At 74.8% G+C, this 26,050-nt stretch carries 26 protein-coding genes and 1 pseudogene; 13 read left to right on the top strand and 14 right to left on the bottom strand.

Annotated features, from left to right (window positions below):
* The 3 genes and pseudogenes from VGI02_RS19450 to VGI02_RS19440 form a co-directional block, all read left to right on the top strand.
* A pseudogene (locus tag VGI02_RS19450) lies at positions 1-377 on the top strand (hypothetical protein); the annotation flags it as partial.
* 39 nt (positions 378-416) lie between these two features.
* Complete coding sequence (locus VGI02_RS19445; RefSeq protein WP_331629877.1) at positions 417-1,292, top strand: hypothetical protein; 876 nt, start codon at positions 417-419, stop codon at positions 1,290-1,292.
* 25 nt (positions 1,293-1,317) lie between these two features.
* On the top strand, positions 1,318-2,262 hold the full coding sequence (locus VGI02_RS19440) for a polysaccharide deacetylase family protein (RefSeq protein ID WP_331629875.1): 945 nt from the start codon (positions 1,318-1,320) through the stop codon (positions 2,260-2,262).
* A gap of 268 nt (positions 2,263-2,530) precedes the next feature.
* Here VGI02_RS19440 and VGI02_RS19435 read toward each other — a convergent pair whose 3' ends face one another.
* The 5 genes from VGI02_RS19435 to VGI02_RS19415 all read right to left on the bottom strand — a co-directional run bounded on the left by VGI02_RS19435 (position 2,531) and on the right by VGI02_RS19415 (position 8,632).
* Positions 2,531-4,225 carry a glycine/sarcosine N-methyltransferase gene (locus tag VGI02_RS19435; protein ID WP_331629873.1) on the bottom strand — a complete coding sequence of 565 codons (1,695 nt, stop codon included), beginning with the start codon at positions 4,223-4,225 and terminating at the stop codon, positions 2,531-2,533.
* Between the two features lie 264 nt (positions 4,226-4,489).
* On the bottom strand, positions 4,490-5,752 hold the full coding sequence (locus tag VGI02_RS19430) for an OmpA family protein (RefSeq protein WP_331629871.1): 1,263 nt from the start codon (positions 5,750-5,752) through the stop codon (positions 4,490-4,492).
* Positions 5,749-6,732 (bottom strand): hypothetical protein, encoded by a 984-nt coding sequence (locus VGI02_RS19425; protein ID WP_331629869.1) that lies wholly within the window; start codon positions 6,730-6,732, stop codon positions 5,749-5,751. Before VGI02_RS19425 ends, VGI02_RS19430 begins: the two co-directional genes overlap by 4 nt.
* Positions 6,729-7,577 (bottom strand): hypothetical protein, encoded by an 849-nt coding sequence (locus VGI02_RS19420; protein WP_331629868.1) that lies wholly within the window; start codon positions 7,575-7,577, stop codon positions 6,729-6,731. The genes VGI02_RS19425 and VGI02_RS19420 overlap by 4 nt, the downstream gene beginning before the upstream one ends.
* Complete coding sequence (locus tag VGI02_RS19415; RefSeq protein ID WP_331629866.1) at positions 7,577-8,632, bottom strand: hypothetical protein; 1,056 nt, start codon at positions 8,630-8,632, stop codon at positions 7,577-7,579. Before VGI02_RS19415 ends, VGI02_RS19420 begins: the two co-directional genes overlap by 1 nt.
* A 617-nt stretch (positions 8,633-9,249) precedes the next feature.
* Here VGI02_RS19415 and VGI02_RS19410 point away from each other — a divergent pair.
* Positions 9,250-9,576 carry a hypothetical protein gene (locus VGI02_RS19410; protein WP_331629864.1) on the top strand — a complete coding sequence of 109 codons (327 nt, stop codon included), beginning with the start codon at positions 9,250-9,252 and terminating at the stop codon, positions 9,574-9,576.
* A gap of 293 nt (positions 9,577-9,869) precedes the next feature.
* Positions 9,870-11,237 (top strand): UDP-glucose dehydrogenase family protein, encoded by a 1,368-nt coding sequence (locus VGI02_RS19405; protein WP_331629862.1) that lies wholly within the window; start codon positions 9,870-9,872, stop codon positions 11,235-11,237.
* Positions 11,238-11,356: 119 nt separating this feature from the next.
* On the opposite strand, the gene VGI02_RS19400 is transcribed toward VGI02_RS19405, so the two are convergent.
* The gene (locus VGI02_RS19400) at positions 11,357-12,220 is read right to left on the bottom strand and encodes an NAD(P)H-binding protein (protein WP_331629860.1); all 864 of its coding nucleotides are present in this window, start codon (positions 12,218-12,220) and stop codon (positions 11,357-11,359) included.
* Positions 12,221-12,303: 83 nt separating this feature from the next.
* Here VGI02_RS19400 and VGI02_RS19395 point away from each other — a divergent pair, with 83 nt between their 5' ends.
* Positions 12,304-12,999: a TetR/AcrR family transcriptional regulator gene (locus tag VGI02_RS19395; protein WP_331629858.1), complete on the top strand. Its 696-nt coding sequence runs from the start codon at positions 12,304-12,306 to the stop codon at positions 12,997-12,999.
* Positions 13,000-13,050: 51 nt separating this feature from the next.
* Here VGI02_RS19395 and VGI02_RS19390 read toward each other — a convergent pair whose 3' ends face one another.
* Together VGI02_RS19390 and VGI02_RS19385 are read right to left on the bottom strand one after the other, a co-directional pair.
* The gene (locus VGI02_RS19390) at positions 13,051-13,890 is read right to left on the bottom strand and encodes an adenylate/guanylate cyclase domain-containing protein (RefSeq protein ID WP_331629856.1); all 840 of its coding nucleotides are present in this window, start codon (positions 13,888-13,890) and stop codon (positions 13,051-13,053) included.
* A gap of 22 nt (positions 13,891-13,912) precedes the next feature.
* Complete coding sequence (locus VGI02_RS19385; RefSeq protein WP_414638318.1) at positions 13,913-14,548, bottom strand: TetR/AcrR family transcriptional regulator; 636 nt, start codon at positions 14,546-14,548, stop codon at positions 13,913-13,915.
* A gap of 152 nt (positions 14,549-14,700) precedes the next feature.
* On the opposite strand from VGI02_RS19385, the gene VGI02_RS19380 reads away from it, so the two are divergent.
* Positions 14,701-16,296, top strand: coding sequence for a class I adenylate-forming enzyme family protein (locus VGI02_RS19380; protein WP_331629854.1), 1,596 nt, complete (start codon positions 14,701-14,703; stop codon positions 16,294-16,296).
* 85 nt (positions 16,297-16,381) lie between these two features.
* The gene (locus VGI02_RS19375) at positions 16,382-17,050 is read left to right on the top strand and encodes a hypothetical protein (RefSeq protein ID WP_331629852.1); all 669 of its coding nucleotides are present in this window, start codon (positions 16,382-16,384) and stop codon (positions 17,048-17,050) included.
* Between the two features lie 6 nt (positions 17,051-17,056).
* Here the strand turns inward: VGI02_RS19375 and VGI02_RS19370 are convergent, their stop codons facing one another.
* The 3 genes from VGI02_RS19370 to VGI02_RS19360 are packed head-to-tail and all read right to left on the bottom strand — an operon-like array spanning position 17,057 to position 19,123.
* The gene (locus VGI02_RS19370) at positions 17,057-17,884 is read right to left on the bottom strand and encodes an ABC transporter permease (protein WP_331629850.1); all 828 of its coding nucleotides are present in this window, start codon (positions 17,882-17,884) and stop codon (positions 17,057-17,059) included.
* Entirely contained in the window at positions 17,844-18,650 is an 807-nt protein-coding gene (locus VGI02_RS19365) for an ABC transporter ATP-binding protein (protein WP_331629848.1), read from the bottom strand. Before VGI02_RS19365 ends, VGI02_RS19370 begins: the two co-directional genes overlap by 41 nt.
* On the bottom strand, positions 18,647-19,123 hold the full coding sequence (locus VGI02_RS19360; protein ID WP_331629846.1) for a MarR family winged helix-turn-helix transcriptional regulator: 477 nt from the start codon (positions 19,121-19,123) through the stop codon (positions 18,647-18,649). Before VGI02_RS19360 ends, VGI02_RS19365 begins: the two co-directional genes overlap by 4 nt.
* Before the next feature lie 137 nt (positions 19,124-19,260).
* On the opposite strand from VGI02_RS19360, the gene VGI02_RS19355 reads away from it, so the two are divergent.
* From VGI02_RS19355 to VGI02_RS19345, 3 genes are all read left to right on the top strand, one after another.
* The gene (locus tag VGI02_RS19355; RefSeq protein WP_331629844.1) at positions 19,261-19,728 is read left to right on the top strand and encodes an SRPBCC family protein; all 468 of its coding nucleotides are present in this window, start codon (positions 19,261-19,263) and stop codon (positions 19,726-19,728) included.
* Between the two features lie 30 nt (positions 19,729-19,758).
* Entirely contained in the window at positions 19,759-20,523 is a 765-nt protein-coding gene (locus VGI02_RS19350) for a DUF1990 family protein (RefSeq protein ID WP_331629842.1), read from the top strand.
* Between the two features lie 171 nt (positions 20,524-20,694).
* Positions 20,695-21,075, top strand: coding sequence for a hypothetical protein (locus tag VGI02_RS19345; protein WP_331629840.1), 381 nt, complete (start codon positions 20,695-20,697; stop codon positions 21,073-21,075).
* 4 nt (positions 21,076-21,079) lie between these two features.
* Here VGI02_RS19345 and VGI02_RS19340 read toward each other — a convergent pair whose 3' ends face one another.
* From VGI02_RS19340 to VGI02_RS19330, 3 genes are all read right to left on the bottom strand, one after another.
* Positions 21,080-21,379, bottom strand: coding sequence for a hypothetical protein (locus tag VGI02_RS19340; RefSeq protein WP_331629838.1), 300 nt, complete (start codon positions 21,377-21,379; stop codon positions 21,080-21,082).
* 19 nt (positions 21,380-21,398) lie between these two features.
* Entirely contained in the window at positions 21,399-22,373 is a 975-nt protein-coding gene (gene tatC, locus VGI02_RS19335; protein ID WP_414638319.1) for a twin-arginine translocase subunit TatC, read from the bottom strand.
* A 76-nt stretch (positions 22,374-22,449) separates the two neighbouring features.
* A complete protein-coding gene (locus tag VGI02_RS19330) occupies positions 22,450-23,484 on the bottom strand; it encodes an endonuclease/exonuclease/phosphatase family protein (RefSeq protein ID WP_331629834.1) in 1,035 nt (344 codons plus the stop codon).
* A 350-nt stretch (positions 23,485-23,834) separates the two neighbouring features.
* Here VGI02_RS19330 and VGI02_RS19325 point away from each other — a divergent pair, with 350 nt between their 5' ends.
* Both VGI02_RS19325 and VGI02_RS19320 read left to right on the top strand, forming a co-directional pair.
* Entirely contained in the window at positions 23,835-25,127 is a 1,293-nt protein-coding gene (locus VGI02_RS19325; RefSeq protein WP_331629832.1) for a hypothetical protein, read from the top strand.
* 47 nt (positions 25,128-25,174) lie between these two features.
* Entirely contained in the window at positions 25,175-26,047 is an 873-nt protein-coding gene (locus VGI02_RS19320; RefSeq protein ID WP_331629830.1) for an SCO4651 family lipoprotein, read from the top strand.
* Positions 26,048-26,050 lie beyond the last annotated feature (3 nt).

Here is a 26,050-nt window from a genome sequence, read left to right as displayed (position 1 = left end):
CCGGCCCCCGTCGGGTCGTGGCCCTGCGGACCACGTCCCGGCCGCAGCCGGTGGCGCCGGCGTGGGCGGGCCCGGGCGACGAGACCGGGTGGGACCCGGACCCCCCGCGCGGCGCCTCGGCGTCGGCGCTCGCGGAGTCCGTGTTCCCCCGCGAGGGCGACCTGCCCTTCGAGCCCGATGCCGAGGCGGCGGCCTTCCTCAACGCCCCGCGGCGTCCGCTCGGCTTCTACGTCGCGCCGTTCGGGACCCCGCCGTTCGGCAACCCGCCCTCCGGTGGTGCCCACTCGGTCTACGGTGGCCCGCCCGGCCCGGGTGCGGGCGACGAGCACGGCAGCGGTCGATCGGGCTGGGGCCCGGCCTACCCCGCGGGAGCCTGACGGCGGGTGCCGCCCCGCCGCGCGTGACAGGCTCGCCCCGTGGTGGGCGGCGCGGAGGACCAGTCGCTCGACGCCGTCGTGGACCGGCTCACGACCGCGCTGCTCGTCGACGGCCCGTACCGCCCCCCGACATCCGGTGAGGACGCGGCGGTCGACCGGTTCGTCGGCGCCGTGGTGGCCGCGTGCACGCACCGGACCGGGACGGAGCTGGCCGCGGCAGGCGCCGCCCTCGGGTTCGGCCTCTGCGCCGTGGGCGGGCGCACGCTGCTCGCCACCGACCCGCGCGACCCGCGCGCCTGGGGCGTCGTCGTGCTGCCCGCCGTCGTCGGGGACCCGGCACCGGAGGTCGTCGTCGAGATCCCGCACCCGCACTCCGACCTGCGGACCGAGCAGGTCGGTCTCGGCGTGCTGGACCGGCTCGACGGGGCTCTCCTGCTGCAGGCGGGGGCGCACCGGCACGCGGGGGCGCCCGCGTGGGCCCGGCGTCGGGCGGACTTCCCCGCCGACGTGTCGCACCGGCCGGACTCGGTGTTCGCCCGGCTCGCGGCGGGGATCGTCGCGGCGCGGGGGACACCCCAGGTGCAGGTGCACGGGTGTGCCGACCGGGAGGGCTTCGACGTCGTGGCGTCGTCCGGGGCGGCGGCGCCGTCGGCTCTGCTCGAGGACGTGGCGCGCGGGCTGCACGCCGCGGGGGAGCGGGTGCGCGGGGGCGGGGAGCCCGGCTGCGAGAAGCTCTCGGGCATCCGCAACGTCCAGGGCCGCCTGGCCGCGCGCCTCGGCACCCCCTTCGTGCACCTGGAGCTCTCCCGCTCGCTGCGCCGCGATCCCGCCCGCCGTGCCGCCGTCGCGCAGGTGGTCGCCGACGCCGTCGTCGCCTCCCGTGCCCGGGACGGGGACGTGGCCACGGGGACCTGACGGCGGATCCCTACCATCGGCGGACATGAGCAACCGGCTCCTCGTGCTCGGCTGGCACAACATCGACCCGACGCCGGGGTTCCCGGACCCGCCGGGGGTCGGTCGGCTCGGCTTCGCGAAGCAGTTGCGGACGCTCGAGCGCTTCGCGAACGTGCTGCCGCTGCAGCGGGCCCTGACGTTGATGGAGCTGGGCGAGCCGCTGCCGCCGCGCGCGGTCGCGCTGACCTTCGACGACGGGTACCGGGACAACCTCGACCTCGGCGTGCCGATGCTCGCCGAGCACGGGTTCCCCGCGACGTTCTTCCTCGTGCCGGGGTTCCTGTCCGGGACCGTCGGCGCCTGGTGGGAGGACCTCTCCGCGGCGTTCGAGCGGGCCCGGGCCCCGCGGCTGACCGTCGGTGGGCTGACGCACGACCTCACAACCCCGGCGGCCCGCCAGACCGCGCACGACGCGGTGCGCGTCTCGGTGAAGGCCCTCGACCACGCGGACCGGGTCGCCGAGGTCGCGCGGGTCTCGGAGGAGCTGAACCCGGCGCCGACCTCGGTGGGCGAGGGGCTCTTCATGGACTGGGCCGGCGCGAAGTCGCTGCTCGCGGGCGGGCACGAGATCGGGTCGCACACGGTGTCGCACGCGATCCTGGAGCGGGAGACCGAGGCGGCGCAGCTCACCGAGCTCGCGGAGTCCCGCACCGCGCTGGAGTCGGGGCTCGGGATCTCGGTCGACACGCTGGCGTTCCCGAACGGTGCGGCGTCGGACTACTCGGAGACGACGACGCGGCTGGTGTCCGAGCTGGGCTACCGGTGCGCGGTGACGACGCGGGCCGGGCTCGCGGGACGGTCGGACTCCCCGTACGAGATGCGGCGGGTGGTGCTCACGCCGACGACCGATCTGTCGAGCGTGGCGTCGAAGGGCTGGCGGAAGGCCCGCAAGGTCGTCGGGGGCCGGTTGTCGTCCCTGGCTCGCGGTTGATCTTTCCCCGCTGCCGGCCCGGGTTGTCAGCGATGCGGCATCGCTGACGCCCGACGTCAGCAACTCCACTTCCTCGATCCGCCGTCACGCGCGGCGCGGAAGATCCGGGAGCCACTGGGCTGTGGACAGACGACGACGGCAGACGTACCAACCTGCGGTACGCCTGCCGTCGTAGTCGTCTCGGTGCGGGGCCGGTCACGAGGATGCGGAGTTGCTGACGTCCAACGTCAGCCACGCCGCATCGCTGACAGAGCCCGGGCGGGTCACCTCACCGCTTGATGCGGAAGATGCCCCACGAGAGCTGACCGGACTTGCCACCGTTGACCCAGTTGCGCAGGCCGGTCTTCATGTTGGAGATGTACTCCTCGGAGATCTTGCCGGAGAAGGCCTTCTCCGCCTTCTCGAGCTCCGAGAGCACCCGACCGTAGTGGGTCGTGAGCTGGTCCGTGTGGTCCTCGAACGCGTAGTCGGTGAACCCGTGCTTCGCGAACTCGGACTTGTAGAACCCGGGCGAGCCCAGGGTGTCCAGGGACAGGCGCGCCAGGATCGGCGACAGCTGGGCGGTGTCGGCACCGTCGGCCGCCATCGGGTCGGTGAACACGACCTGGCCGCCCGGCACGAGCACGCGGGTGATCTCCTCGACCACCGTCGAGCGCTCACCGGAGTGCAGGAACGCGTCCTGCGACCACACGAGGTCGTAGGCGTTGTCCTGGATCGGCATGGCCTCGAAGGAGCCGTCGACGACGTCGACGAGGTCGTCGAGACCCTGCTCCCGGGTCTTCTCCCGGTTCCGCTCGTTCTCGACCTCGGAGAGGTTCAGGCAGGTCACCTTGCAGCCGTACTTCTTGGCGAGGTGACGCGCCGCGCCGCCGTAGCCGGCGCCCATGTCGAGGATCCGGGTGTCCGCGGTGATGCCCGCGGTCTCGGCCATCCGCTCGACGGTGCGCGCCGAGGCGGGCGCGATCGGCTCGTCGGGCGAGTTGTAGAGGCCGACGTGGATGTCCTCGCCGCCCCACACCTCGTGGTAGAAGGTGTCGGCGTCGGTCGAGTTGTAGTAGTCGCGGGCGGTGTGGACCGCGGTGGAGTAGGAGTCGGTGAGCTCCTCGTCGGTGCGGTAGGTCTTCTCAGCCACGTGGATCCAGTAGTCGGGGGTGTCGTTGCCGTAGGTTTCCTGGAAGTCGCCGTAGGTGTCGATCTTCTGGAACCCGACCTCACGCATGAGGCGCCGCACGTAGTCCTTGCGCAGCGGGAACATGTTGAGGTGGTACACGGACCCGTCGTCGTGGAACGTGTACCGGAACCGGGCCAGACCGTCGTCGAGGTACTCCGGCTCAGCGGTGACGGTGTCGCCGCTGTAGTAGTACTTGTGCTTCGACGAGAACTCGCCGTCGAGGATCTGGTCGTAGTTGCGCTGGTCCAGGATCAGCACGCCGTCGTGCGAGAGCATCGCGTAGAACTCGGCGAGGGCCTTGCGGCGGTCGCGCTCGGCGAACAGGTGCGTGAACGAGTTGCCGAGGCAGATGATCGCGTCGTACTCGCCGTGGACGTCCCGGTTGAGCCAGCGCCAGTCCGCCTGCACCACGCGGAGCACGTGTCCGTGCTCCCGGCCGTTCGCGAAGGCGCGGGCCAGCATCTCGGCACTGCCGTCGGCCGATACCGTCTCGAAGCCCGCCTTGAGCAGCTGGACCGAGTTGTAACCGGTGCCGGTGGCGACGTCGAGGACCTTCTCGACACCACGGCTGCGCAACTGGTCGATGAAGAACGAGCCCTCGCTGGCGGCGCGTCCCTCCCACCCGATGTAGTCGTCCCACTTGTCGACGAATCCCTTGATGTACTCGTCTTTGTAGTGGTTCGTGTCGCGCACCTCGTTGGGGTTCTCGCCGAACTCCTGGTGCACGTCGGCCTCGGTGTAATCCTCGAGGCCAGCCGCGGTGTCGGGGCTCCGGTCTGCGGCTGTCGTCATCTGGTGTTTCCCTCCGGACGTCGGGTGGTGACGCTTCCGGAGAGAAGACGTTAGGGGGCTGAGCCCGGACTGAACACCGCCGCCCGTGACGCAGCGTGTCTCGATCGGTTCAGACCTGCCGCCCGCAACCCCCCGCGATCCCCCGGTCGGCCCTGATAGGAGGGGTCGTCGGCCGGGCTACGGGAAGGTTGCCGAAACGTGAAGAGATACCGGTCACGTTACCGGGAGGGACGGTTCGGGCATACGGCGGGGTCCGGTGCCCGGTCAGGCGCTCGGTATGACGATCACCGTCCGATTCGTCGACGCCGGCCCGGGTAGCTGCTTGCCGTCGGGCCCCACGTCGTTCACGTAGCCCGGGAACTGGCTGCCGACGCCCTTCGTGGCGATCTGGTCGGGGGAGGCCCCCAGTTCGACGAGCAGCGCCTTCACGGCCTCCGCGCGCTGTGTGGACAGCGCGACTTGGCCGGCGAGGGTTCCGGCGCGCGCGCTCGTCCCGGTCAGCGCGATCCGCCGGGTCGGTCCCTGCTTCAGGAAGGCCGCGAACGGGGTGAGCACCCCGCGTGCCGCGGCGCGGTCCCGGAACTCGGCGGTGTCGGGCTGGAACCCGACCGACCCGTCGTCGGGGAGGGTCGTCGCCGTGCCGGGGGTGATCGTGGGCGGCGGCGGGACCGGCACCGCACTCACCGGCGGGACGTCGGTGGGCGCGTCGCCGGAGCGTGGTTCGTCGACGACCGCGACGCAGCCCGCCCCGGAGGCCTGCGCGATCCCCTTCCACAAGGCCACCAGCCCGCTGCGCTGCGCGGTGTCCAGGGGAGTCTGCGGCGCGGCGGTGTCGCCGAGCCCGGCGAGGACGACGGTGGCCCCGTTCAGCGCGGGGAGCGCCTGGTGGGAGCGCAGGAACTCCACGGTGTCCTGCGCGGGGGCGTCGAGCAGGCCCTTCTGACGGAAGTCCAGGGGCGCGACCGTCGACAGACCGGAGTCGACGAGGACGACGGTGCCCGGGCGGCCGCCCTGCACCGAGCGCCCGGCAAGGCTCATCGCCCCCAGCACGTCGGCCTCGGGTGACTGCGCCCGGACCTGCGAGATCGCCTTGCCGAGCCCGGACAGGAAGGCGTTCTGGTCATCCTGCGCGGCGATCCCGTTCCCGGCGTCGGTCCGGTAGGTGTCGCTGCCGGCCACCGTCGGGCGCCCGTCGAGGTTCACGACGGTGAACTTCGGCTGCGCCTTCTGGTCCGCCGCCCCGGCGACGACCGAGATCGCGGCCTGTTGCACCGAGCTCGGCAGGCCCGGCTCCGGGCTGGCGGCGCGCCCGGAGACCGCGATCGCCATCGGGCCCACCGGGACCGGGCAGCTCAGCGGTGCGCCGCCGCCCGCGGCGAAGCCCCCGGCCGCGTCGTCGCCGGAGGAGCACGCGCCGAGCGCGAGCAGGGCGGCCGCCGCGACGGCGAGGCGTGAGCTCGCCCGCCCGGTCCGGGTACCGGACGGGCGCGCCGCCGCGTCCCGGGGAGCGGCGGTTCGGGTCGTCACGGACGGTCTCCGTTCGGGGTGATCGGGGGACGGGAACCGGTGCCGTTCGGCGTGCCCGGGTGGGGCGGGGCGTCGTGCTCCGGCCGGACGGGCGGGGTGGTCTCGCGGCCCGGCTCGGCCGACCGTGCCGGGGTGAACAGCGGGTAGGGCGCGGAGCTCGCGAGCCCGTCGGTCACCGAGGGGTTCTGCTTGCGCGAGGCCATCAGGCTGCGGGCGTAGTTCTGCAGCTCGAGCATCTCGGCCGCGATCTGCTGGCGCGCCGCGACCCAGCGCTGCTCCTCGCGGTCACGCTCGTTCTCCTGCTGGCGCAGCGCCTCGCGGGAGCGCTCCAGCTCGGCGCGGCTGAGCCGTTCCGCGGCGCCTGCCCGGCCGAGCCTGCGCTCGGCCCGCCGCAGGGCGCCCGCCACCGGGTTGAACGAGACGAAGGTGGCGACCATCGCGGCCACGCCACTGGCGAGGAAGAGCGCACCGAACAGCACGGCGGGCAGCGCCGCCGAGAGCTCCACGCCGCCCGACGACCCGAAGCCCCCGCCGCCGCCCGAGCCGAAGCCGCCCGACGACCCCCCGAAGCCTCCGCCGCCACCGGACCCGAAGCCCCCGGACGACGACCCGAACGGATCCGACGACGTCGTCGACGGAGTGAGCAGCCGCGTGACGAAGGCCGCGACGCCCAGCACCAACCACACCGCGAGGGCGACGACGGTCAGGGTGACGCTCGAGCGGGGGTCCCCGCAGCGGCGCCGGGCGAGGCCCTGGCCCACGAGATGGGCGAGCCCGACGGCGGCGGCCGCGAACCCGACGGTGCCGATGACGATGAGGAACGGGGAGCCGCGGAACACCCGCGCGAGCACCACGTAGAACGCCGCGATGTCACCGCCGATGGCCAGGAGGATGATGCCGAGCGCGAGGTAGTCCTCCCGCGAGCGGCCGAGCAGCAGCGTCGGGTCCCGGTACGAGCGCGGCGACCGACCCGGGCTCATCGCGACTCACCGGTCCGCTCGCTGAGGGGCACGCCGGGCCCGGTCCGCCCCGGGAGCGGACGGTCGGCACCCGGCCCGCGCTCGAGGGGCCGGTCGGGCTGCGTGGTGCCGTACGAGCCGGGCGGGATCCGCACCGGGCCGGTGGTGGGCTCGGGTGACGGGTCGGCGGCGCGCGCCTCCCGGCCCCGTCGGCGGAGCAGCCCGCGCCGCCCGGTCCCGGCGTCCGACCCGGCCCCGGCGTCCGACCCGGACCCGGGCCGGGCCGGATCGGGAGCGGTCTCGGTGAGGCGGTCCCGCGCGTCGGCGTAGTCGCGGCGGGCGATCTCCAGGGCGCGGCGATCGCGCTCGTGCGTGGCCTCCGCGTCCGCGAGCTGCCGGCGGGCTCCGCCGATGAGCCGGTCGATGACGGCGTGGTGGTCGGCGTGCTCGGAGTCGGTGCGGGCGAGCCAGCCCGAGGCCCAGGAAGCGATCAGCGGGTCGAGCGCGCCGCCGGTGCCCTCGTCGACCCCGCCCGGCAGGAGGTCGTTGACCAGCGCGCGCACGCGCCCGCGAGCCAGGGCGACGTCGGGGCTGGCCTGGTTGGGATAGGGCATCGGGCCGACGCGGTCCTCGGCGTAGACCTGCGAGAACCGTCGCTCCTCGGGCGTGCCGGGTGCGCGCGGGCCCCCAGCGGTCGGGGTCTCGGTCGTCCCGCCCGCGCGGGAGCCCCGGGCGCCGGGCTCGGGCGGGGCGCCGCCGACGGCCCCGAACCCGGAGCCACCCGTACCGCCCGGGGTCGGCGGGACGGCCGGGTCCCGCCGGGAGCGGGAGCCGACCGTTCGGCGCCACCGGGCGCGCAGGGACATCAGGCCTCCTCGGCGGGGCCGGCGTGCCGGCCGGCGGGCCCGGACGGCACGTCGGGCGACGGTGCCGGCGATCCGGACGGCGGGGTCGGCGGTGCGCCGCCCGGAGCCACCCCCGGGTTCTCGGCGGCGAACACCCACCTCGGGACGCGCGGGTGCTGCGCGGCGAGCATCGGTCCGACGCGGTCCCCCGCATGGTGGCGGCGCACCAGGTGGCGCTCGTAGGCCGAGATGCGACGCATCGCCTGGGCGTGCAGTCGCCGCACCCGGGTGGCTCCGACGACCTCGCGGGCGCGCAGCGCGGCGCGGACCCGGGCCAGGTCCTCGTGCGCGGTCGCCACCGCGCGGCGCAGCCCGTCGACCTCCTCGACCATCGGCCTGCGCAGGGCGTCGTACTCGCGGGCCCGCCGCGCGCGCACCACGTCGTCGGCCGTCCGGGACTCGCCGCCGCGGCGCAGGCCGAGCTGGTCGTCCTCGAGCAGCATCGGCCACGGGTCCAGACGTTCCCCCGCCCGGACGGCGGCCTGGTCGGTCTGCTCGATCCGCACGACCAGGGCTGCCTCCGCCTCGATCAACGGAGCCAGTTCGACGTCGAGCCGTAGCCGCTCCCGGTGGCTGCGGGCGAGGAAGTCCTGGGCGAACTCCTCCAGCGCGGGCGTGCCCTGCGGGCGCCCCGGCTCGACGCCCGGGAGCCCCGCGCGGCCGTCGGCGCGGCCCCGGCGCCAGTCGGTGAGCCTGCGGCCCAGCGAGTACGGCGGCAGCCCGCCCCCGGTGCCTGCGACCGGCGGGATCGGGGTCGGCCCCGCCGCTCCCGGGTCCGATCCGCGGCGACGCGACCGACCGCGCGACGACCGTGCCCCGGACGACCGAGCCCCGGACGACCGAGCCCCGGACGACGGGCCGTGCGACGAGGAGTCGCCCGACCCTGCGCCCGCGAGCGGGGCCTCGGGAGACGGCGACGGGGCCGGGATGCCGGTCATGGGGGTGGTCGGCCCGAGTGCGGGCGTGGTCGCGCCGCCCGGTGGCGCGCTTCGGCGTGCGTCGGCGGGCCGGCTCATGGGACCTCCCGCTCGTGGTCCTCCGGGACGGGCACCGAGGTGCGTCGTCGTCGTGCGCCGGCCGCCCCTGCGCCCGCGCCGGGACCCCCTCCGGCGCCCCCGCGCGCGAGTCTAGGACCACCGCGGCCCCGTCGGCGCCGGTCGTGGCACCCCGGAAGAAGACCTTCTTCGACACGTGCGCACCCCGACGCGCCGGGCGACCGTGTCACCCGACGGCATGAAGTTGGCCGGCGAATGCAGGGACTCGATCAGAGCAGCGACACGCCTCCACCAGGTACGACGGCCGCAGCTAGTCCAGATGGTCGCGAAGCAAAGGGGTTAGTTACTGGGCTGAACGTTCGATGCTGACGGGCGGGCGCCCGGTGTCGTCGACCCCGGTTACGCCGCCGTGCTGCGCGCGAGCGTCACCCGCTGCCACGACGCCGGGGTGCGCGTCGTGCCGGGCTCCGGGCTGCAGTACCCGCCGGCGTGCGGATCGGCACGTCGACCGCCGGCGAGCTCGGCTACCCCGGCCCCGAGGCGTCCGGCGCCGCCTTCGACAGCTGGTGGGCCTTCGGCGACGCCCCCCAGCGCGGGACCGGGCTCGCGCCCGGGCAGACCCGCTCCCCGCTGCCGGGGTGGGTGCCCGGCGCGCGGACCTGGCAGGGCCGGGACGTCTCCGCCGCGCTGACAAGGGCGGGCAGCGCTCGACTCCTGGCCGAACCAGCGCGTGGCCGCGGCCGCGGCGGCACGCGCCGGGCTGCCGACGGTGGGGGAGAACCCGGGCCCGCCCGCCCCGGAGACCGGCGGGACCGCCCGACAGCGAGCGCGACCAACTGCGGTACGCGCCGGGCTATGCCCGCGCCTGCGGGCTCACGGCGTTCCTGGTCGCGTTCGAGGACGACCTCTACACCTCGCGCAGCGGCCTGCACCCCGGCGACTACACCGCGGCGATCGCCCGCTGATCCGGCGCTCCTGCCGGGACGAGGGGCACGTGGGGCAGGTCGGCGAGGTTCTCGGGATGCCTGGTGTGCTGCTGATCTTCCCGACGGCGGGGTGGCGCGGCGGGGTGGGCTGACCCGGCAGGACTACGCGAACGCGGTGACCGGGGCCTCCGGCTGACGGACACGGTGAGTGGGACCCGCTGTCCTCCGCTCACCGAGCGTGATCTGGCAGCGTGGGTGCGTCGGACGGGACGGCCCGTGACCGGAGGCGGCTTCCCGCGAGCGGCGGGGCCGGACGAAGAGGGGAGTCCGACGTGTTCGCACGGCGGGTCATGGTGGTGGGCACGGGCTACGTCGGGTTGACGACGGGGGCGTGTCTGGCCTCGTTGGGCCACGAGGTGGTGTGCGCGGACATCGACACCGCGAAGGTGGAGCGGTTGCGCCGCGGGGTGGTCGACATCGTGGAGCCGGGCCTGGCGGAGCTGGTCTCGGAGCAGACCTCGGCGGGCCGGTTGACGTTCGTGGTGGGCAACTCGGTGGCGTTGGAGTCGTTCGAGGACGGCCGCTCACCGGAGGTCGTGTTCCTGTGTGTGCCGACCCCGATGGGTGCGGGTGGGGTGGCTGATCTGCGTGCGGTGGAGTCGGTGATGGAGGAGGTCGGCTCCTCGTTGGCGTCGGGCACGGTGGTGGTGAACAAGTCGACGGTGCCGGTGGGGACCGCGGAGCGCACCGCGGAGATGCTGGAGCGCACCGACATCGGGGTGGTGTCGAACCCGGAGTTCCTCCGCGAGGGGTCGGCGGTGAAGGACTTCCTGGGCCCGGACCGGATCGTGGTGGGCTCGGACAACCAGGACGCCGCGGAGCGGGTGGCGGCGCTGTACGCCCGGCTGGGTGCGCCGACGGTGCTGACCGATGCGGCGTCGGCGGAGTTGATGAAGTACGCGGCGAACTGTTTCCTGGCGATGAAGCTGTCGTATGTGAACGCGATGGCCGAGTTGTGTGAGCGGGTCGGCGCGGACATCGCGGATGTGACCGAGGGGATCGGGTACGACCGGCGGATCGGGCAGGCGTTCCTGTCGCCGGGGCCGGGGTGGGGAGGGTCGTGTCTGCCCAAGGACACCCACGCGTTGTTGCAGGTCGCCGATGCGGCGGACTTCGAGTTCCGGTTGTTGCGGGCGACGATCGACACGAACACCCGGCAGCGGCAGCGGATCGTGGACAAGGTGCGCCTGGCGGTGACCGGGAAGCGGACGGGGTCGCTGTCGCGGGTGCGGCTGTGTCTGCTGGGGCTGACGTTCAAGGCCGGTACCGATGATCTGCGGGATTCGCCTGCGTTGGCGATCGCGGCGTTGCTGCGTCAGGCCGGGGCGGATCTGGTGGGGTTCGATCCGGCGTTCGTGGAGGGTCCGGAGGCGTTGAAGTTCCGGGACGGGGTGCCCGCGCCGAGCGAGGTCGAGGGGGTGCCGTTGGCGTCGGACGCGGCGTCGGCGGCCCAGGGCGCGGAGGCGGTGCTGGTGCTGACCGAGTGGCCGCAGTTCCGGTCGTTGGACTGGTCGGTGATGGCGTCGGCGATGAAGCGCCCGATCGTGGTGGACACCCGCAACATCGTCGACCCCGCGACGTTGCGCCGCGCCGGCCTGACCGCCGTCGGACTCGGCCGCCGGACCGACCACGCCGACTAGGACCCGCCGTTCGCTCTCGGCCCGGCCGCCAGTTCGCCCTCACCCGGCCGGAACGAACGACTCGTTCGTGCACCTAGAAGCCACGAACGAGTCGTTCGTTCCGCCGGGGACCGGCCCGATCAGCGGGTCGGGCTGAGCGCCGCTCCGAGGACCTCGCGGACCGATGTCGCGGGCCGGCCCAGCAGGTCGGCCAGCATCGGGCCGGACGGCGCGAAGTCGCCCCGCCTGCTCGCGGCGAACATCCCGACGAGCATGTCCGCGGCCTCGGCGGGCACGCCGTGACCGGTCAGGGTCGTCCGGTACTCGTCGTCGTCGACGACGATCCGGCGGATCGGCCGGCCGGTGACCTCGCCGGCGATCTCCGCCACGGTGGCCATGTCCACGGCCGCCGGGCCGGTGAGCGGGCCGGTGGGTCCGTCCGGAGGACCGTCGACGAGCAGGCGCGCGATGGCACCCGCGAGATCCTCGCGGGTGGTCCAGGCGACCGGCCCGTCGGCGGGCAGCCGCAGGTCGCCGCTGCTCGCGGCGTCGCCGAGCAGCATCGGGACCGTCGAGGCGTAGAAGCCGTTGCGCAGCGAGGTCCACGGCACGCCGGTCGACGCGAGGACCTCCTCGGCGGCCGCGTGGTCCGGCGCCGCGGCGAAGGGCGAGTCCGGCCGGGCGCCCTGGTGGGACGTGTAGACGATGCGCCCCGCACCGGCCGCGGCGGCGCCCTCGATCGCGGTGCGGTGCTGGGCGCGGGCCGCCTCGCCGAGGGCGTTCGCGCTGACGACGAGCACCTGCTCGGCCCCGGCGAACGCCTCGACGAGGGTGGCGGGCTCGGTGAAGTCCCCGCGGCGCACGCGGACGCCGCGCTCGGCGAGGTCCGCGGCGGCGTCCGGGTCGCGCACGCTCACCCCGATCCGGTCGGCGGGGACGAGGCCGAGCAGGTGCTCCACCACGCCCCGGCCCAGCACACCGTTGGCCCCGGTCACGACGATCATCGGTACCTCCTATCGCTGCTACTGGCCCGACGCTAACACCGGAAACGCCATCGCGCTAACACTGAACTGTTATCGTCGCTACCGTGAAAGACGTCGACGGACCGCGGGGGCGCATCGTCGACGCCGCCGCGCACCTGCTCGAGGACGGCGGCGAGGACGCGGTCTCGACGCGGGCGGTGAGCGCCGCGGCCGGGGTGCAGGCGCCGACGATCTACCGGCTCTTCGGGGACAAGCAGGGGCTGCTCGACGCCGTCGTCGCCCACGGCTTCGAGACCTACCTCGCCGAGAAGACGGTCCGCGAGGCCGGGGACGACCCGGTCGCCGACCTGCGCACCGGGTGGGACCTCCACGTCGGACTCGCCCTCGAGCGGCCCGCGCTCTACACGCTGATGTACGCGCGGCCGCGCCGGGACGGGCACTCCCCGGCGGCCCGGGCAGCGTTCGCGGTGCTCGCGGCCCTGGTCCGGCGGATCGCCGCGGCCGGCCGGTTGCGCGTGGGCGAGACGCGGGCGGTCGGGCTGGTGCACGCCGCGGGCAGCGGCGTCGCGCTCTCGCTCATCGCGGTACCGGCCGCCGAGCGCGATCCGGGCCTCTCCGAGGCGGCGCGCGAGGCGGTGATCGCGGCCATCACGACCGACGCTCCGCCCGCGCCGGAGCCCGGCCCCGTGACGGCGGCGGTGTCGCTGCGGGCCGCGCTCGACGACGTCGGGGTGCTGACCGAGGCCGAGCGGGCGCTGCTGGGGGAGTGGCTGGAGCGGATAGGTGCCTCCGGCTCGTGAGCACTTTCAGGGGCTATGACCCCCGAAAGTGCTCACGAGGGCTTCGCCCACCTACACCGGCTCCACCGCGTACACCTCGAGGTCGTCCGGGGCACCCTTGAGGCGGAGCCTGCGCCTGCGCCGCGCAGTCACCGTCGTCGCGTCGAGCCGGCGCAACAGATCCCCGCTGACCAGGATCTCGTCGGCCTTCCCCGCGTCGCCGAGGCGGGCGGCGGTGTTGACGGCGACGCCGAGGTAGTCGCCCCCGACCCGCCGCGGCCGCCCGGAGTGCAGGCCCGCGCGCATCCGCGGCTCCCAGCCTTCGACCTGCAGTTCCCCCAGCCGGCGGCGGGCCTCGACGACGGCGGCCAGTGCCGCGGCCGGGTCGGCGAAGGCCACCATCAGCCCGTCTCCGAGTCGCTTGACGACGGTGCCCGCGCGCCGGGTCATCGGGGTCTCCCAGGCGTCGGCGACCTGGCGCAGGACCCGCAGCACCGCGTCGTCCCCCGCCTCGAGGGCCCAGCGGGAGAACTCGACGAGGTCGGTGAACACGAGGACCACCTCGTGCTCGCCGCCGCCGCGCCCGAACCGCTCGAGCATCGACTGCCACACCTGCACGCCGCCCAGACCGACCTCGCGTGCGACCCCGGGGCGGTCGCCGGTCAGCCCGACGATGGCCCGCCCGACCGCCTCGGTGTGGCGGGCGCCGCCGAGCGAGAGCGGGTCGCCGAAGTGGGCGTCGCCGGGCAGGCCGCTCCGTACCCGCTTGACCGCGCGCTGGAGCGCGGGCGAACGGTCCACCTCGCGGGCCCGCTCCCCGGCGCGGGCCGCGCCCGTCCGGAGGCGCGCCGCGCGGGTGGACTCCTGCGTCGTCGCGGGAGGGGAGGCGTCGTTCTCGGGCGTCTCGTCCACGCGGCAGTTCTACCGGTGCCGATCAGGGCGCGCCGGAGGCACCCAGGAGACCGTCGAACACCTGCCGCTCGACGGCGTCCACGAGGTCCGGCACCGTCACGCGCCCCGGCCGGTACCACTCGATGAGCGAGTTCACCGTCCCGGAGAGCAGGCGGGCGGCGACGACCGGATCCACCTCCGGATGGGTGGCCCCCGCCTCGGTCGCCTCCCGGACCAGGGACGCGACGGCCTGGTCGAAATCGCGGCGACGCGCCATGGCCCACCGCTCGGTCTCGGTGTTTCCCCGTAGCCGCAGCAGCAGCGTCACGTACGGCAGTTCGGTGGCGAGCACCTCGACCTGCCGGCGCACGATGTGGCGCAGCCGCTCCACGGGCGGCCCCTGGAGCGCGCCGGGCTCCGCGAGGACGCCGAACAGACCGTCGAGGGCCCGGTCCAGCGCGCCGCGCAGCAGCGCCTCCTTGCCGGAGACGTGGTGGTAGAAGGACGACTTCGTGATCCCCGCCGCCCGGGAGAGGTCCTCCATGCTGGTGGCGTCGTACCCGCGCTCCAGGAACGCCGTCGCGGCCACCTCGACCAGCGACTCGAGGGTGTAGGGCTCCGCGTTCGTCGCGCGACGGCCGGGCCGCCGGGCGGCCATGTCCTCGCGCGAGGCGCTCATCGCCGAACTCCCGTCATGATCGTGAGGACGATAGTGGGGTCCGCATCCGGTCCCGCGCACGGCCGATCGGAGGAGTGTCGCCGATCACGCCTCCTGCTATCGTACCCACCGAACGATCGTTCGGCACGCGAACCGATTCCAGGAGGACGTCGATGACGACGCTGGAGGCGAACCCGGCCGGTGGGAGCCTCGCGCCGGCGGGCGATCCGCGCAATGCCACGCGGACCCTCGCCGCGCCGCTGCGCCGCGCCCTCGCCGTCGCTCCCGAGGCCACGGCGGTCGTCTGTCCCGAGGCGACCCTGACCTACCGCGAGCTCGGCGCCCGCGTCGGGCGCCTGATCGACGCGTGCGCATCGCTGGGGCTCCGCCGCGGCGACCGGGTCGCGGTGCTCAGCACGAACTGCCACCGCTACCTCGAGCTGCACCTCGCGCTGCCGATCGCGGGCCTGGTCATCGTCCCGCTCAACACCCGGCACTCCGACCACGAGCGCTGCTACGCGATCTCCGACTCCGGCGCGGGCGTGTTCCTCACCGACCGGGACGTCGCGGGTGTCGGGGAGCTCGGCGTCCGGGTGGTCGGGCTCGGCGACGAGTACGAGGCCCTGCTGGACGCCGCCGACGACGCGGCCCCCTGGCCCGACGGCCCGGACGCGCCGGGTGAGAACGACCTCGCCGGCATCTTCTACACCGGCGGCACGACCGGCGCGGCGAAGGGCGTGATGCTCACCCACGGCAACCTCGTCGCCAACGCCTTCCACTTCATGGCGTGCTGGCCGTTCACCGAGGACACCCGCTTCATGGTGGTCGCGCCGATGTTCCACGCCGCGGGGACCATCGGTGCCCTGGCCACCACCTGGGCGGCGGGCACCCAGGTCCTCGTGCCCACGTTCACCGGGGCGGGCGTGCTCGACGTGGTGGAGCGCGAGCGGATCACCGCCACGCTCGTGGTGCCGACGATGATGGACGCCCTCGCCGTCGAGCAGCGCGACCGTCCGCGCGACGTCTCGAGCCTGCGCTGGCTCTCCCACGGCAGCAGCCCGGCCGCCCGGGAGCTGCTCAAGCGCACCCACGAGACGTTCCCGCAGGCCTCGATGCTGCACATCTACGGGCTGACCGAGACCGCGCCGATCGTCACGCTGCACCCCGACGAGCAGTTGCGGCTCGACCACCCCCGCGCGATGTCGTGCGGACGCCCGGCCGTCGGGGTGGAGGTGGCCATCGTCGAGGTCGGTGGGGAGCCCGGGGAGCGCATGCCGCGCGAGCCCGGGGAGGTCGGGGAGGTCGCGATCCGCGGGGCCAACGTGACCGCGGGCTACTGGCACAAGCCGGACGAGACGGCCAAGGTCCTGCGCGGGGGCTGGTTCACCTCGGGCGACCTGGGCTACCTCGACGACGCCGGGTACCTGTTCCTCGTCGACCGGGCCAAGGACATGATCGTCTCCGGCGGGGAGAACGTGTACTCCGCCGAGGTGGAGAACGCCCTCTACTCGCACCCCGCGGTCGTGGAGGCGGCCGTGTTCGGGATTCCCGACGAGCGCTACGGCGAGGCGGTGCACGCCGTCGTCCAGACCCGGGCCGAGGTCACCGTCGACGACCTCGTCGCCCACTGCCGGCTCACGATCGCGGGCTACAAGGTCCCGCGCGCGGTGGAGCTGCGCGGCGAGCCGCTGCCGAAGTCGGGCGCCGGCAAGATCCTCAAGCGGGAGCTGCGCGACGAGCACTGGCACGACCGCGAGACGCGCATCTGACCCGGGCCACAGAGATCGACACGATCGTGTGGCGGGCGGGCGGGCCGGGCGGCGCGGGCCGTGCTCCGGCTCGTTCACTGGGCCCGTGGACCCCGCCCCGCGCCTCCGGCTCCCGGCGATCGTCGCGGTCCTGTGCGCGCTCGCCCTGCTCGCCGGGTGCTCGCCGGGCGGGGACGACGCCGCCGACCCGGCCGACCCCGCGAACGCGGCGCGCGCGGTCCGGGACGCCGCAACGGCCGCGGCGGGCGGGGCGACCGTCACGACGGCGTCGACGGGACCCGCCCGCGGCCGCAGCGCCACCACGACCGGGAGCGGCACCGTCGACTTCCGCGACGGCACGGCCGCGCTGTCGCTGCGCATCTCCCGGATCGGTGCCGATCTGCCCGCCCTGCTCGCGGGGCTGCGTGACGACGTGGCGCTGGTCGGCCCCGAGCCGATCGACGGGACGCCCGCGACCCACTACCGCGGCACCGTCGACCTGGCGGCGGTCGCCGGGGCCGCCCCCGCACTCGCCCCCCTCGTCGCGCGCCTGCGCACCGAGCTCTCGACCAGCCTGCTCCCGGTCGAGGTGTGGGTCGACCGGACGGGCCGGCTGCGTCGTGTCGTCGAGGTGCTCCGACCGGCCGATCTGCCCGGGGGCGGCGCGACGGCCACGATGACGCTCGCCGACCCCGGGCCCCGGGCCGCCGCGACCGCACCGGCCGCCGTCGGGGACCGGGACCTGCTCGCCGACCTCGAGCAGCGGGCCGGCTGAACGCCCTCACCCCCGCGCGAGCCGGGGCAGGAGGGCCGAGGCGACCGAGATCATGACCACGGCCGCGACGACGAGCACCACCGCGTCCAGCCCGAGCCGCGCCGGCGTGCCGATCAGGAGCCCGCGCAGCGCGTCGACCTCGTAGGACAGCGGGTTGACGCGGTTGATCCACTGCAACCAGGCGGGCATGACCTGCACCGGGTAGAGCGCGTTCGAGGCGAAGAACAGCGGCATGGTGATCGCCTGGCCGATACCCATCAGCCGGTCCCGGGAGAGCACCACCCCCGCCAGCGTGATCGACAGGCAGCAGAAGAACGCCGACCCGAGCACCACGACGACGGCCGCCGCCAGCAACCGCAGGGGGTTCGCGGTGAAGCCCACCCCGAGCAGCAGCGCGATCACCACGACGACCAGCGCCTGCACCAGCGCCCGGATGCCCGCCGCGAACGCCTTCGAGGTCACCAGCGCGGCCCGCGGTGTGGGCGTCACCAGGAGCTTCGCCAGCACCCCGGCGTCGCGTTCCCAGATGACCTGGATGCCGTAGAAGATCGCGATGAACAGCGCGGACTGCGCGAGGATCCCGGGGGCGAGGAAGTCCAGGTAGGGCGTCGAGCCGGTCGGGATCGCGTGGATGCGGCTGAACGTCGTCCCGAACACCACCAGCCACAGCGCGGGCTGGATGGTGCGGGTGACCAGCTCGGTGCGGTCGTGGCGCAGCTTCTGGAGCTCGACCAGGCACATGGCGCCGACGCGGCGGACCAGCAGCGCCACCTCGCCGACGGGCGAGAGGCGTTCAGCCGACGCGGCGGGCGGTGCGGCGGGCAGTACGGACATCGCGCAGACTCCCTTCTCCACCGGACTGGGTGAGGGTGTTGCCGGTGTGGTGGCGGAAGACGTCGTCGAGGGTCGCGTCCGCCCCCAGGGCGTCCATGAGCTCGGTCGGCGTGCCCTCGGCGCGCTTGTGGCCGCGGTGCAGCAGGGCGACCCGGTCGCAGTGCAGCTCGGCCTCCTCCATGGCGTGGGTGGTGACGAGCACCGTCATGCCGGTCTCGCGGCGCACTTCGTGGATGCGGTCCCAGACCCCGGAGCGGGCGACCGGGTCGAGCCCGACCGTGGGCTCGTCCAGCACGAGTACCTGCGGGGCGCTGACCAGGGCCTGGGCCAGTTCGAGGCGGCGGACCATGCCGCCGGAGTAGGTCGACACGGTGCGGTCGGCCGACTCTCTCAGGCCCATCGCGTCGAGCACGCCGTCGATCGCCTCCGGGCGTCCCCGTCGCGGCAGGTCGAACAGCCGCGCGAAGAGGGCGACGTTCTCCCGGCCGGTGAGCGAGGCGTCGGCGGAGAGCTGCTGGGGCACGTACCCGAGCAGGCGCCGCACCTGGCGGCGGTGGCGGGCGACGTCGAGGCCGGCGACGGTCACCGTCCCCGGCGGGGCGGGGAGCAGCGTCGTGATGACGCGGATCGTGGTGGTCTTGCCCGCGCCGTTGGGACCCAGCAGGCCGAAGACCTCGCCCCGCTCCAGCGCGAGGTCGAGCCCGTCCACGGCGACGTGCTCACCGAAGGCGTAGTGCAGTCCCTGGGTGCGGACCGGGTCGGTCACGGTCGTCCTCCGTCCTGGTCGTCGGGACCGGTCGACTCGACGGCGTCGAGGAGCCGGGTGAGTGCGGGCACGGCCGCGACGAGCGCGTCGTGGTCGGCGGGGTCGAGCTGGGCGAGCGCCGCGTCGACGACGTCGGCCCGCACGCCGCGCCAGCGGCGCAACCGCTCGTGCGCCGTGTCGGTGAGCTCGAGGCGCGCGGCCCGGCGGTCGGCCGGGTCCGGGGTGCGCCGCAGGTGACCGTCGGCGACCGCGGTGCGCACCAGCGTGCTCACCGAGTTCTCCGCGAGCCGCAGCCGCCGGGCCGCCCCGGCCACCCCGATCCCCGGCTCGTCCTGGACCGCGCGCAGCAGCTCCACCTGCGCGGCGGGCAGCGCGGGAACGCCCATCCGCTCGCGGGTGCGGCGCCGCACCGCCCGGCGCAGGGCGATGACCGCGGGCATGAGGCCCTCGGCGAGTCCGACGGTGACGGTCACGAGAAGAAGATTAGCTCTGACACAGAGATGTTGTCGACCGGGACGGTTCCCGACCCCGCCCCGGCCCTACCGTCGGCGGGCCCACGGTCTCTACGCTCGACGTCGACGGTGACGTCACGCGGCGAGGAGGCCCCGGAGTGCACCAGCACCACGAGGTGCGGATCGCCGCCTGCCCGGACTACGTCTGGGCCGTGCTCACCGACGTCTCGCGCTGGCCGGAGTGGGCGACGGACCTGCGGGAGGTCATCCCCTACGACGGCGGGCCCCTGGTCGTCGGCGGACGGGTGCGGGTGCGTTCCCGCAACCTGCCGGTGCGGGAGTGGTGCGTCCGCGAGGTCCGGGCCCACCGGGGCTTCACCTGGGCGCAGGTGGGAGTCGGCTCGGCGGCCACCCTCGCCGTGCGGATCGCCCCCGCCCCGCCTGGCGGCACCACCCTCGAGCTCACGGCACGCCGCTCCGGCTGGGTCGCCTCGGTCGTCGACCGGATGACCGGCGCCACCGCGACGGCACAGCTCGAGGAACTGGCCGAGGGGCTCCGCCGCCGCTGCGAGGCCGGGCAGTGCGCTCCGGTGACGCCGGACTCGCCCGCCCGGGGTGTCGTCTAGAACGACGACGGGGCGGGGTACCCGGTCCACGTGCAGATCGTCCCCGGCCCCCGTCAGGTGGTACGCGAAGCCCTGATGCTCACCGGCCTCCCCCGTGGCCTCGTCGCGCTCGGCCGGATCTGGGCGCTGCCCGGGACCCGGGTGACCCACCACCGGGTCGAGGGGGACCCGGCGGGCGACGCGCCGCCGCCGCTGACGGACCTCCTCGGGCACGACCAGCCCGCGGACGCCGGACACGGCCCCCTGCTGCACCGGAGGTTCGCCGTCCGGGTCGCGGAACCCCGCCTCGGACCGCGCGCCCTCCTCGCGGTGCTCGCCGCCGACATGAACCAGGCCATGGTGCCCGGAGTCGCCCGCTTCGACCCGGTCACCAGCACCGGCCGGGCCCTCGCCGTCGGCGACGAGCTCGTGGTCCGGATGCCGGGGCCGTGGGACGGTCCGGTCCGCGTCGTCGACCGCACCGACGGCGCCGAGCGCTCGTCGTTCCGGCTGGCCACCCTCGCCGGGCACCTCGAGGCCGGCCAGATCGAGTTCGCCGCCACCACGTGCCCGGACGGGCTGGTCTTCACCGTCACGACGTGGGCGCGGGCGGGCGACCTGCTCGCCGACCTCATGTACAACCGGCTCGGCGTCGCCCGCGAGATCCAGTTCCAGCTCTGGGTCCACTGCTGCGTGGCCGCGGCGGGTCTCGCCGGGGGCTCGGTCCCCGACGGAGTCGAGGTCACCACCCGGTCGCTCACCTGGTCCGACGCGCTCGTCCGGCAGACCCTCGGGACGTCGTCCGCGGACGTGTAACGCCGACGGGCCGGGGGACGACACCCCCTGCGAGCCCCGATGGGCCGCGGGACCCCCGACCTCGCGGCCCACCGGGGCCGTCATCGTTTCCGGGCCCGTGCCGCTGATCGGGATCAGGGGTGCGGCGCGTCGCGACGAGCCATCCCCGCCGCAGCGCCTAACCTCGATCGGGTGTCACCCCGTCCACTGCGCGTCCCCGTACCGAGCGCCCTCGTGGGCATCGTCATCGCGCTGTGTGCGGTCCTGCTCCTCAAATGGCTGGCGGTCGTCGCCCTGATCGCGTGGGGGGTGACGGTGCTCGCCCGCTGGCTCTGGCGGCGCCACCGCCGGCCCCTGACGCTCGACGACGAGACCGCCGCGGCGCCCGACCACGGACTCGACGTGCTGCTCCCCGCGCCGCGCCCGGACGCGGCCGGGAACCCGGCGGCCGGGCCCGACGGCGAGGACTGCTCCTGGTGCGGGCTCGGGGGCGGGCACCGTGACCTCCGGGGGCGGCCCGTCCGCCCGCGCCTCGCGCACGCGGTCAGGGCGGGGAGCGCACCGGCCCGCTGACGGCTCACGCCCGGGGCCGCGGCCCCAGCGCCGGCGCGACGCGGGACAGCACCATGCACAACGGGCACAGCACCCGTTGCCGCTGTGCACCGTGCCCCGCGCGCCACGCGAGCGCGCAGATCAACGGGATCGACCAGCCGCTCTTCGGCCCGTCGTGGTCCCGGTGGGCGTGCAGCGACCCGTCCCGGCAGGCCGTCAGGACGCTGCCCGTCGTCCGCCGGACGATCCCGGCGGTCGCCACGTCCCCGTACAGCTCCGCCGCGTCCGCCGCGCCGGCGACATCGGACCTCACCGTCATGCTCACGCAACGACGCGCAGCGCACCTACGTGACGTCGTCGTAGCCCTGCGGCGCCGATCCGTTGGCCGACGAGCCCTCGAGCGCCGAGGGGGTCACCGGGTCCGAGGGCCGGACCGGTCCCGCGGCCTCGGTGGCGGAGGCCACCGGCGAGGGCCCCGCCTCGTCGTCGGCGAGACCCGCCCACGGAGCCTCCCGCGCCACCCTCCGGTCGTGGACCCGGCACACCTGCGCGGCGATCTCGAACAGCACCGTGAGCGACACCCCGAGTGCCAGCATCGAGAACGGATCCTGGCCCGGGGTCGCGACCGCGGCGAACACGAAGATCGCGAAGATCAGCCCGCGCCGCCAGGCCTTGATCTTCGCGTACGGGAAGATGCCGACCCGGTTGAGCATGATCATCAGCAGCGGCAGCTCGAAGCTGACGCCGAAGATCACCAGCAGTGTGATGAGCAGGCTGAAGTAGTCCTCGCCGCGCAGCGCGGTGATCTGGATGCCGCCGCCGACCGTCACCAGGAAGTACAGCGCCTGCGTCAGCACGAGGTACGCGAGGAACGCGCCCGCGAGGAAGAGCACCGTCCCGGTCCCGATGAACACGCGGGCGAACTTGCGCTCGTGGGTGTGCAGGCCGGGGGTGATGAACCCCCACAGCTGCGAGAGCCACACCGGGCTCGCGAGCACGACGCCCGCCGCCACACCCACCTTGATCAGGAGCGCGAGCTGTTCGAACGGGGCGAACGCGACGAGCTGGCACTGGTTCGGGTTGCCCAGCGTGAGCCGGGCCCCGGGAGGCAGCCGGCAGTACGGCTCGGTGAGCAGCTGACCCAGGGACGGCAGGCCGAAGATCCGGTACTGGTACCAGACGAGGCCGATGATCGTCCCGAGGACGATCGCGATGACCCCGATCATGAGGCGTCGGCGCAGCTCGTGGATGTGCTCGAGCAGCGTCATCGTCCCGTCGGGATTGCCCGGACGGGGGCGCAGCCAGCGGGGGACCCGCATCCACGTCGGACGTGCCACGGGCCGAGCCTACGGGCGGTGCGTGTATCGCCGGTGACCTGGCCGTGATGACGCCGCTCTAGAGCCGCACCCGCGTGAGCAGGGCGCGGTGGTCGCTGCCGGGCACGTCGAGGACCTGCGTCGAGCGGGCCCGCGGCCCGGAGCCGTCGGCGCCGGGCCGGGTGAGCACGTGGTCGATCTGGGTGCCGAGCCAGCGGGGCAGGCTCGAGCGCCACGTGGCCACGAGGGAATCACCGGTGGCGGTCGCGGCGTCGGTGCATCCCGCGGTGCCGGCGCGGAACGCGGAATGGTCCGGGGTGGCGTTGAGGTCCCCGACGATCATCGCGGGCGTCGGGTCGCCGCCCGGCGCACACCACTGCGCCAGCATCTCCAGCTCGCCCGGCCAGTAGGCGATCCAGCTCGGCACCACCGACACCAGGTGCACCGCCACGAGCCGCGTCGGGCCGAGGATGCCGCCGGTGAGCTCCGCCCACGGATAGCGGGTGTCGCCGTCGAGGCGCCGCGCCGTGACGTCGCCGGCCCGCGGCGAGGCGGCGACGACGATCCCGCGCACGTCGGCCGCGGACGGCGGCACGTTCGTCCAGGTCCGGTACTCCGGGAGCAGGGCGGCGAGCCGGGAGCGCATCCGCTCGCCGGACTCCGGCAGCACGACCAGGTCCGCGTGCTCACTGCGGGCGAGGTCCGCGATCGTGCGGGCGTCGGCGTGCCCCTCGAACGCGTTCAGCTCCAGCACGGTCAGCTCGGTCCCGCCCGGCGGCGGGGCCGGCTGGGCGATCGCCCGCGGCACCACCAGCGCGCCGGCCACGACCGCCACCACGAGCGCGGGCACGAGCACCGGCCACCACCGCCCGCGCAGTCCCAGCAGGATCAGGGCGACGACGGCGACCGCCACCGACAGCGACGGCCGCAGGGCCGCGGTCACGGCGAACGGCAGGTACCGGTCGAGGCCGAACACGTCGGGCAGCAGCACGACGACGGCGAGAACGGCCGCGACGGCGAGCGTGACCGCCCGGCGCGCGGGGTGGGCCGTGCCGGGCGGGCGGCCGCCGTCCCCGGCGGACCGGGCGCGCGACGGGCGCCCGGTCGTGGTCATCGATCCAGCGTAGGTCGGGGTCGTCAGGTCACCGTGGGAAACGGGGCCACGTGATCGGACTCTCCCGCCCGGGTCCGGGGTCGGGGACCGCGCGGGAGGGGCCCCGCTCCGACACGCCGGGGGTGGACCGCTCGGCGCCGACGCGTGGGCGCTCACGGAGCCGTTCGTGGCCAGCTGAGAGCCCTCGGTGACCATTCCGGCCGCGATCGCTCCTCCCGGCGCCCTGCGCTGGTCCGGACGGACGAGACCCGCGACCGGTGGGCGCGCCATGGTCGCCCGTGGTCGCGCGGGCACCGGGGGACTCTCAGGTTGGGGTCGCGCGGAACGCCGCGGCCCTAACTTCCTCGCCGATGAACACGACGGACGTCTCCACGGGCACGGCCCCGGTGAGCCGGGAGGGCCTCCTCCGGGTCGGCCTGCACCTGCTCCTCGCGGCGCTCCCCCTGCTCGCCATCTCGGCGCACGTCTTCGGCCTGATCACGATGAACTGGTCCGCGGCGTTGCTGGTCGTCCCCCTCGCCACCGCGATCGTGGCGCTGTCGATCTTCGCCCCGCACCCGGAGGAGCGCGTGATCCTCCACGGGTTCGTGTGGGGCATCGTGGCCTGCGTCCTCTACGACGTGTTCCGGCTCGACACCGTGTACATGCTCGGGTGGTGGGCGGACTTCATCCCCACGATGGGCACCTGGATCGTCGGGGACGGTGCGTCGAAGACCGCGGGCGCCTGGGTCGGCTACCTCTGGCGCTACCTCGGTGACGGCGGCGGCATCGGTGTCACCTTCTTCGTCGGCGCGGCCTTCCTGGGCCTGCACCGCCGTTCGCCGAAACAGGTCGTGGGCGCCGCGGTGGCGTTCGCGGTGTTCCCGGTCTGGGCCGGCCTGATCGCGACGGTGTGGCTGGCGCCCCGCGGCCAGTCGATGATGTTCCCGCTGACCCCGGTGACGATCACGCTCTCCCTGATCGGCCACCTGATCTTCGGCCTGATCATGGGGCTGGGCTTCGTCCGGACCCGCTCGGCGGAGCGGTTCTGGCCGTGGGCGCCGATCCTCGGCGGGACGGCCCGGGCGCGCATCGAGTTCTCCGTCGCGGACTCCCGGCCGGCGCTCCCCCCGGCCGAGCACGCCCAGCCGACGATCTGGTCGCCCACCGCGTCAGGTCCCGTGCCGGTGGCGGCGACCGCGCGCCGTCCCGCGCCCCCGACGACCGGCGAGCGGCCCGTGGTCGTCCCGCCGCCCCCGCTGCCGATCGGTCATCCCTCCGGGCCCCTGCCGGCGTCGTACCCCTCGGGCCCGATGCCCGCGTCGTACCCCTCGGGCCCGATGCCCGCGTCGAGCCCCTCGGGCCCGATGCCGCGTCAGGAGCGTCCGGCCCACCCGTCCGGACCGCTGCCCCACCAGGCGCAGCCCGCGGCGGGCCACCCCTCCGGTCCGCTGCCCGCGCCCCGGACGGGCCCGGTGCCCGCGCTGGCGCGGTCCGGCGCGGGATCGTCGGAGGCGTCCGAGCGCCCCGAGGGCCCGGACACCGGCCGGACCCGCACCGCCACACCGCCCGCCGGGCAGACGCTCGACCCGGAGACCTGGGCCCTCTGGCAGCGCCAGCTAGCGACGACGATCAAGGGCAGGCGGACGCACCGCTGGCGCTGACCGGCCCCGGCACACGTGGCTCACCGGTGGGACGCCACCATGGCCCGGTGACCCTCCGCCCCGGTGCCCCGGCCCGGACCCGCACCCCGCGGGCCGCCGCGGTCGCCGTCCTCGGCCTCGTCGCGGCGCTCGCCGGATGCGCGGGCACCGGACCCACCCTGGGCCGCGGGCCCGCGGAGATCGTGCGCGAGGCGGTCGTCTCCACCGCCGCGGCCGGGCCTTCGCACGCCACCGTGACGGGGCGGACCGCGGTCATGGGCCAGGAGATCCCGCTCGACGGCGGCGGCGTGGTCGATCCGCTGCACCAGGCGGCCGACCTGACGCTCCAGGTGCCCTCGCTCGGTGCCGTCCGCGTCGTGTTCACCGGCGGCACCCTCGACGCCCAGCTCCCGCCGGCGGCGTCGGGGCTGATCGGCATGTTCTCCGGCGGGAAGAGCTGGGTCTCGGTGGACGTGAACCGGCTCGCGCAGTCCGGGTACGGCGCACCGCTGGGCGCGCTCGGGGTGGGCACCACCGACAACCCGGCCCAGCAGCTCGGCTACCTGAAGGCGATCAGCGACACGACCCGCCTCGTCGGTCCCGAACAGATCGACGGCGTGGACACCACGCACTACGCGGGGGCCGTCGACCTGGACAAGGTCCCGGCCGCCGACGACCCGTCGACGAAGCCCGGGGTCGACCGGCTGAAGGCGCAGCTCGGCTCGTCGCTGCTCCCGGTCGACGTGTGGGTCGACGGCGGAGGGAAGCTGCGGCGCGTCGGCCAGACGGTGAGCGTGCCTGCCACCCCCGGGGCCCCGGCCGGAGCCCCGACGACGAGCACCACCACGACGATCACCTTCTCCGACGTCGGGAACGCACCGGAGGTCGTCCCGCCGCCCGCCGACCAGGTCAGCGACATCTCGTCCCTGCTGCCCGGCTGAGCA

Origin of the sequence: Actinomycetospora sp. (assembly GCF_036497245.1) — a bacterium.
Taxonomy (GTDB): domain Bacteria; phylum Actinomycetota; class Actinomycetes; order Mycobacteriales; family Pseudonocardiaceae; genus Actinomycetospora.
Note: the sequence above shows the minus strand (reverse complement) of the source record. Positions and strands in the feature narration are given on the sequence as shown.

Excerpts from the sequence above, each read along its gene's own strand:
- VGI02_RS19440 (WP_331629875.1), top strand. The coding sequence starts at position 1,318 with ATGAGCAACCGGCTCCTCGTGCTCGGCTGGCACAACATCGACCCGACG.
- VGI02_RS19435 (WP_331629873.1), bottom strand. The coding sequence starts at position 4,225 with ATGACGACAGCCGCAGACCGGAGCCCCGACACCGCGGCTGGCCTCGAG.
- VGI02_RS19425 (WP_331629869.1), bottom strand. The coding sequence starts at position 6,732 with ATGAGCCCGGGTCGGTCGCCGCGCTCGTACCGGGACCCGACGCTGCTG.
- VGI02_RS19420 (WP_331629868.1), bottom strand. The coding sequence starts at position 7,577 with ATGTCCCTGCGCGCCCGGTGGCGCCGAACGGTCGGCTCCCGCTCCCGG.
- VGI02_RS19415 (WP_331629866.1), bottom strand. The coding sequence starts at position 8,632 with ATGAGCCGGCCCGCCGACGCACGCCGAAGCGCGCCACCGGGCGGCGCG.
- VGI02_RS19400 (WP_331629860.1), bottom strand. The coding sequence starts at position 12,220 with ATGATCGTCGTGACCGGGGCCAACGGTGTGCTGGGCCGGGGCGTGGTG.
- VGI02_RS19385 (WP_414638318.1), bottom strand. The coding sequence starts at position 14,548 with ATGAGCGCCTCGCGCGAGGACATGGCCGCCCGGCGGCCCGGCCGTCGC.
- VGI02_RS19380 (WP_331629854.1), top strand. The coding sequence starts at position 14,701 with ATGACGACGCTGGAGGCGAACCCGGCCGGTGGGAGCCTCGCGCCGGCG.
- VGI02_RS19370 (WP_331629850.1), bottom strand. The coding sequence starts at position 17,884 with ATGTCCGTACTGCCCGCCGCACCGCCCGCCGCGTCGGCTGAACGCCTC.
- tatC (WP_414638319.1), bottom strand. The coding sequence starts at position 22,373 with ATGCGGGTCCCCCGCTGGCTGCGCCCCCGTCCGGGCAATCCCGACGGG.
- VGI02_RS19330 (WP_331629834.1), bottom strand. The coding sequence starts at position 23,484 with ATGACCACGACCGGGCGCCCGTCGCGCGCCCGGTCCGCCGGGGACGGC.
- VGI02_RS19325 (WP_331629832.1), top strand. The coding sequence starts at position 23,835 with ATGAACACGACGGACGTCTCCACGGGCACGGCCCCGGTGAGCCGGGAG.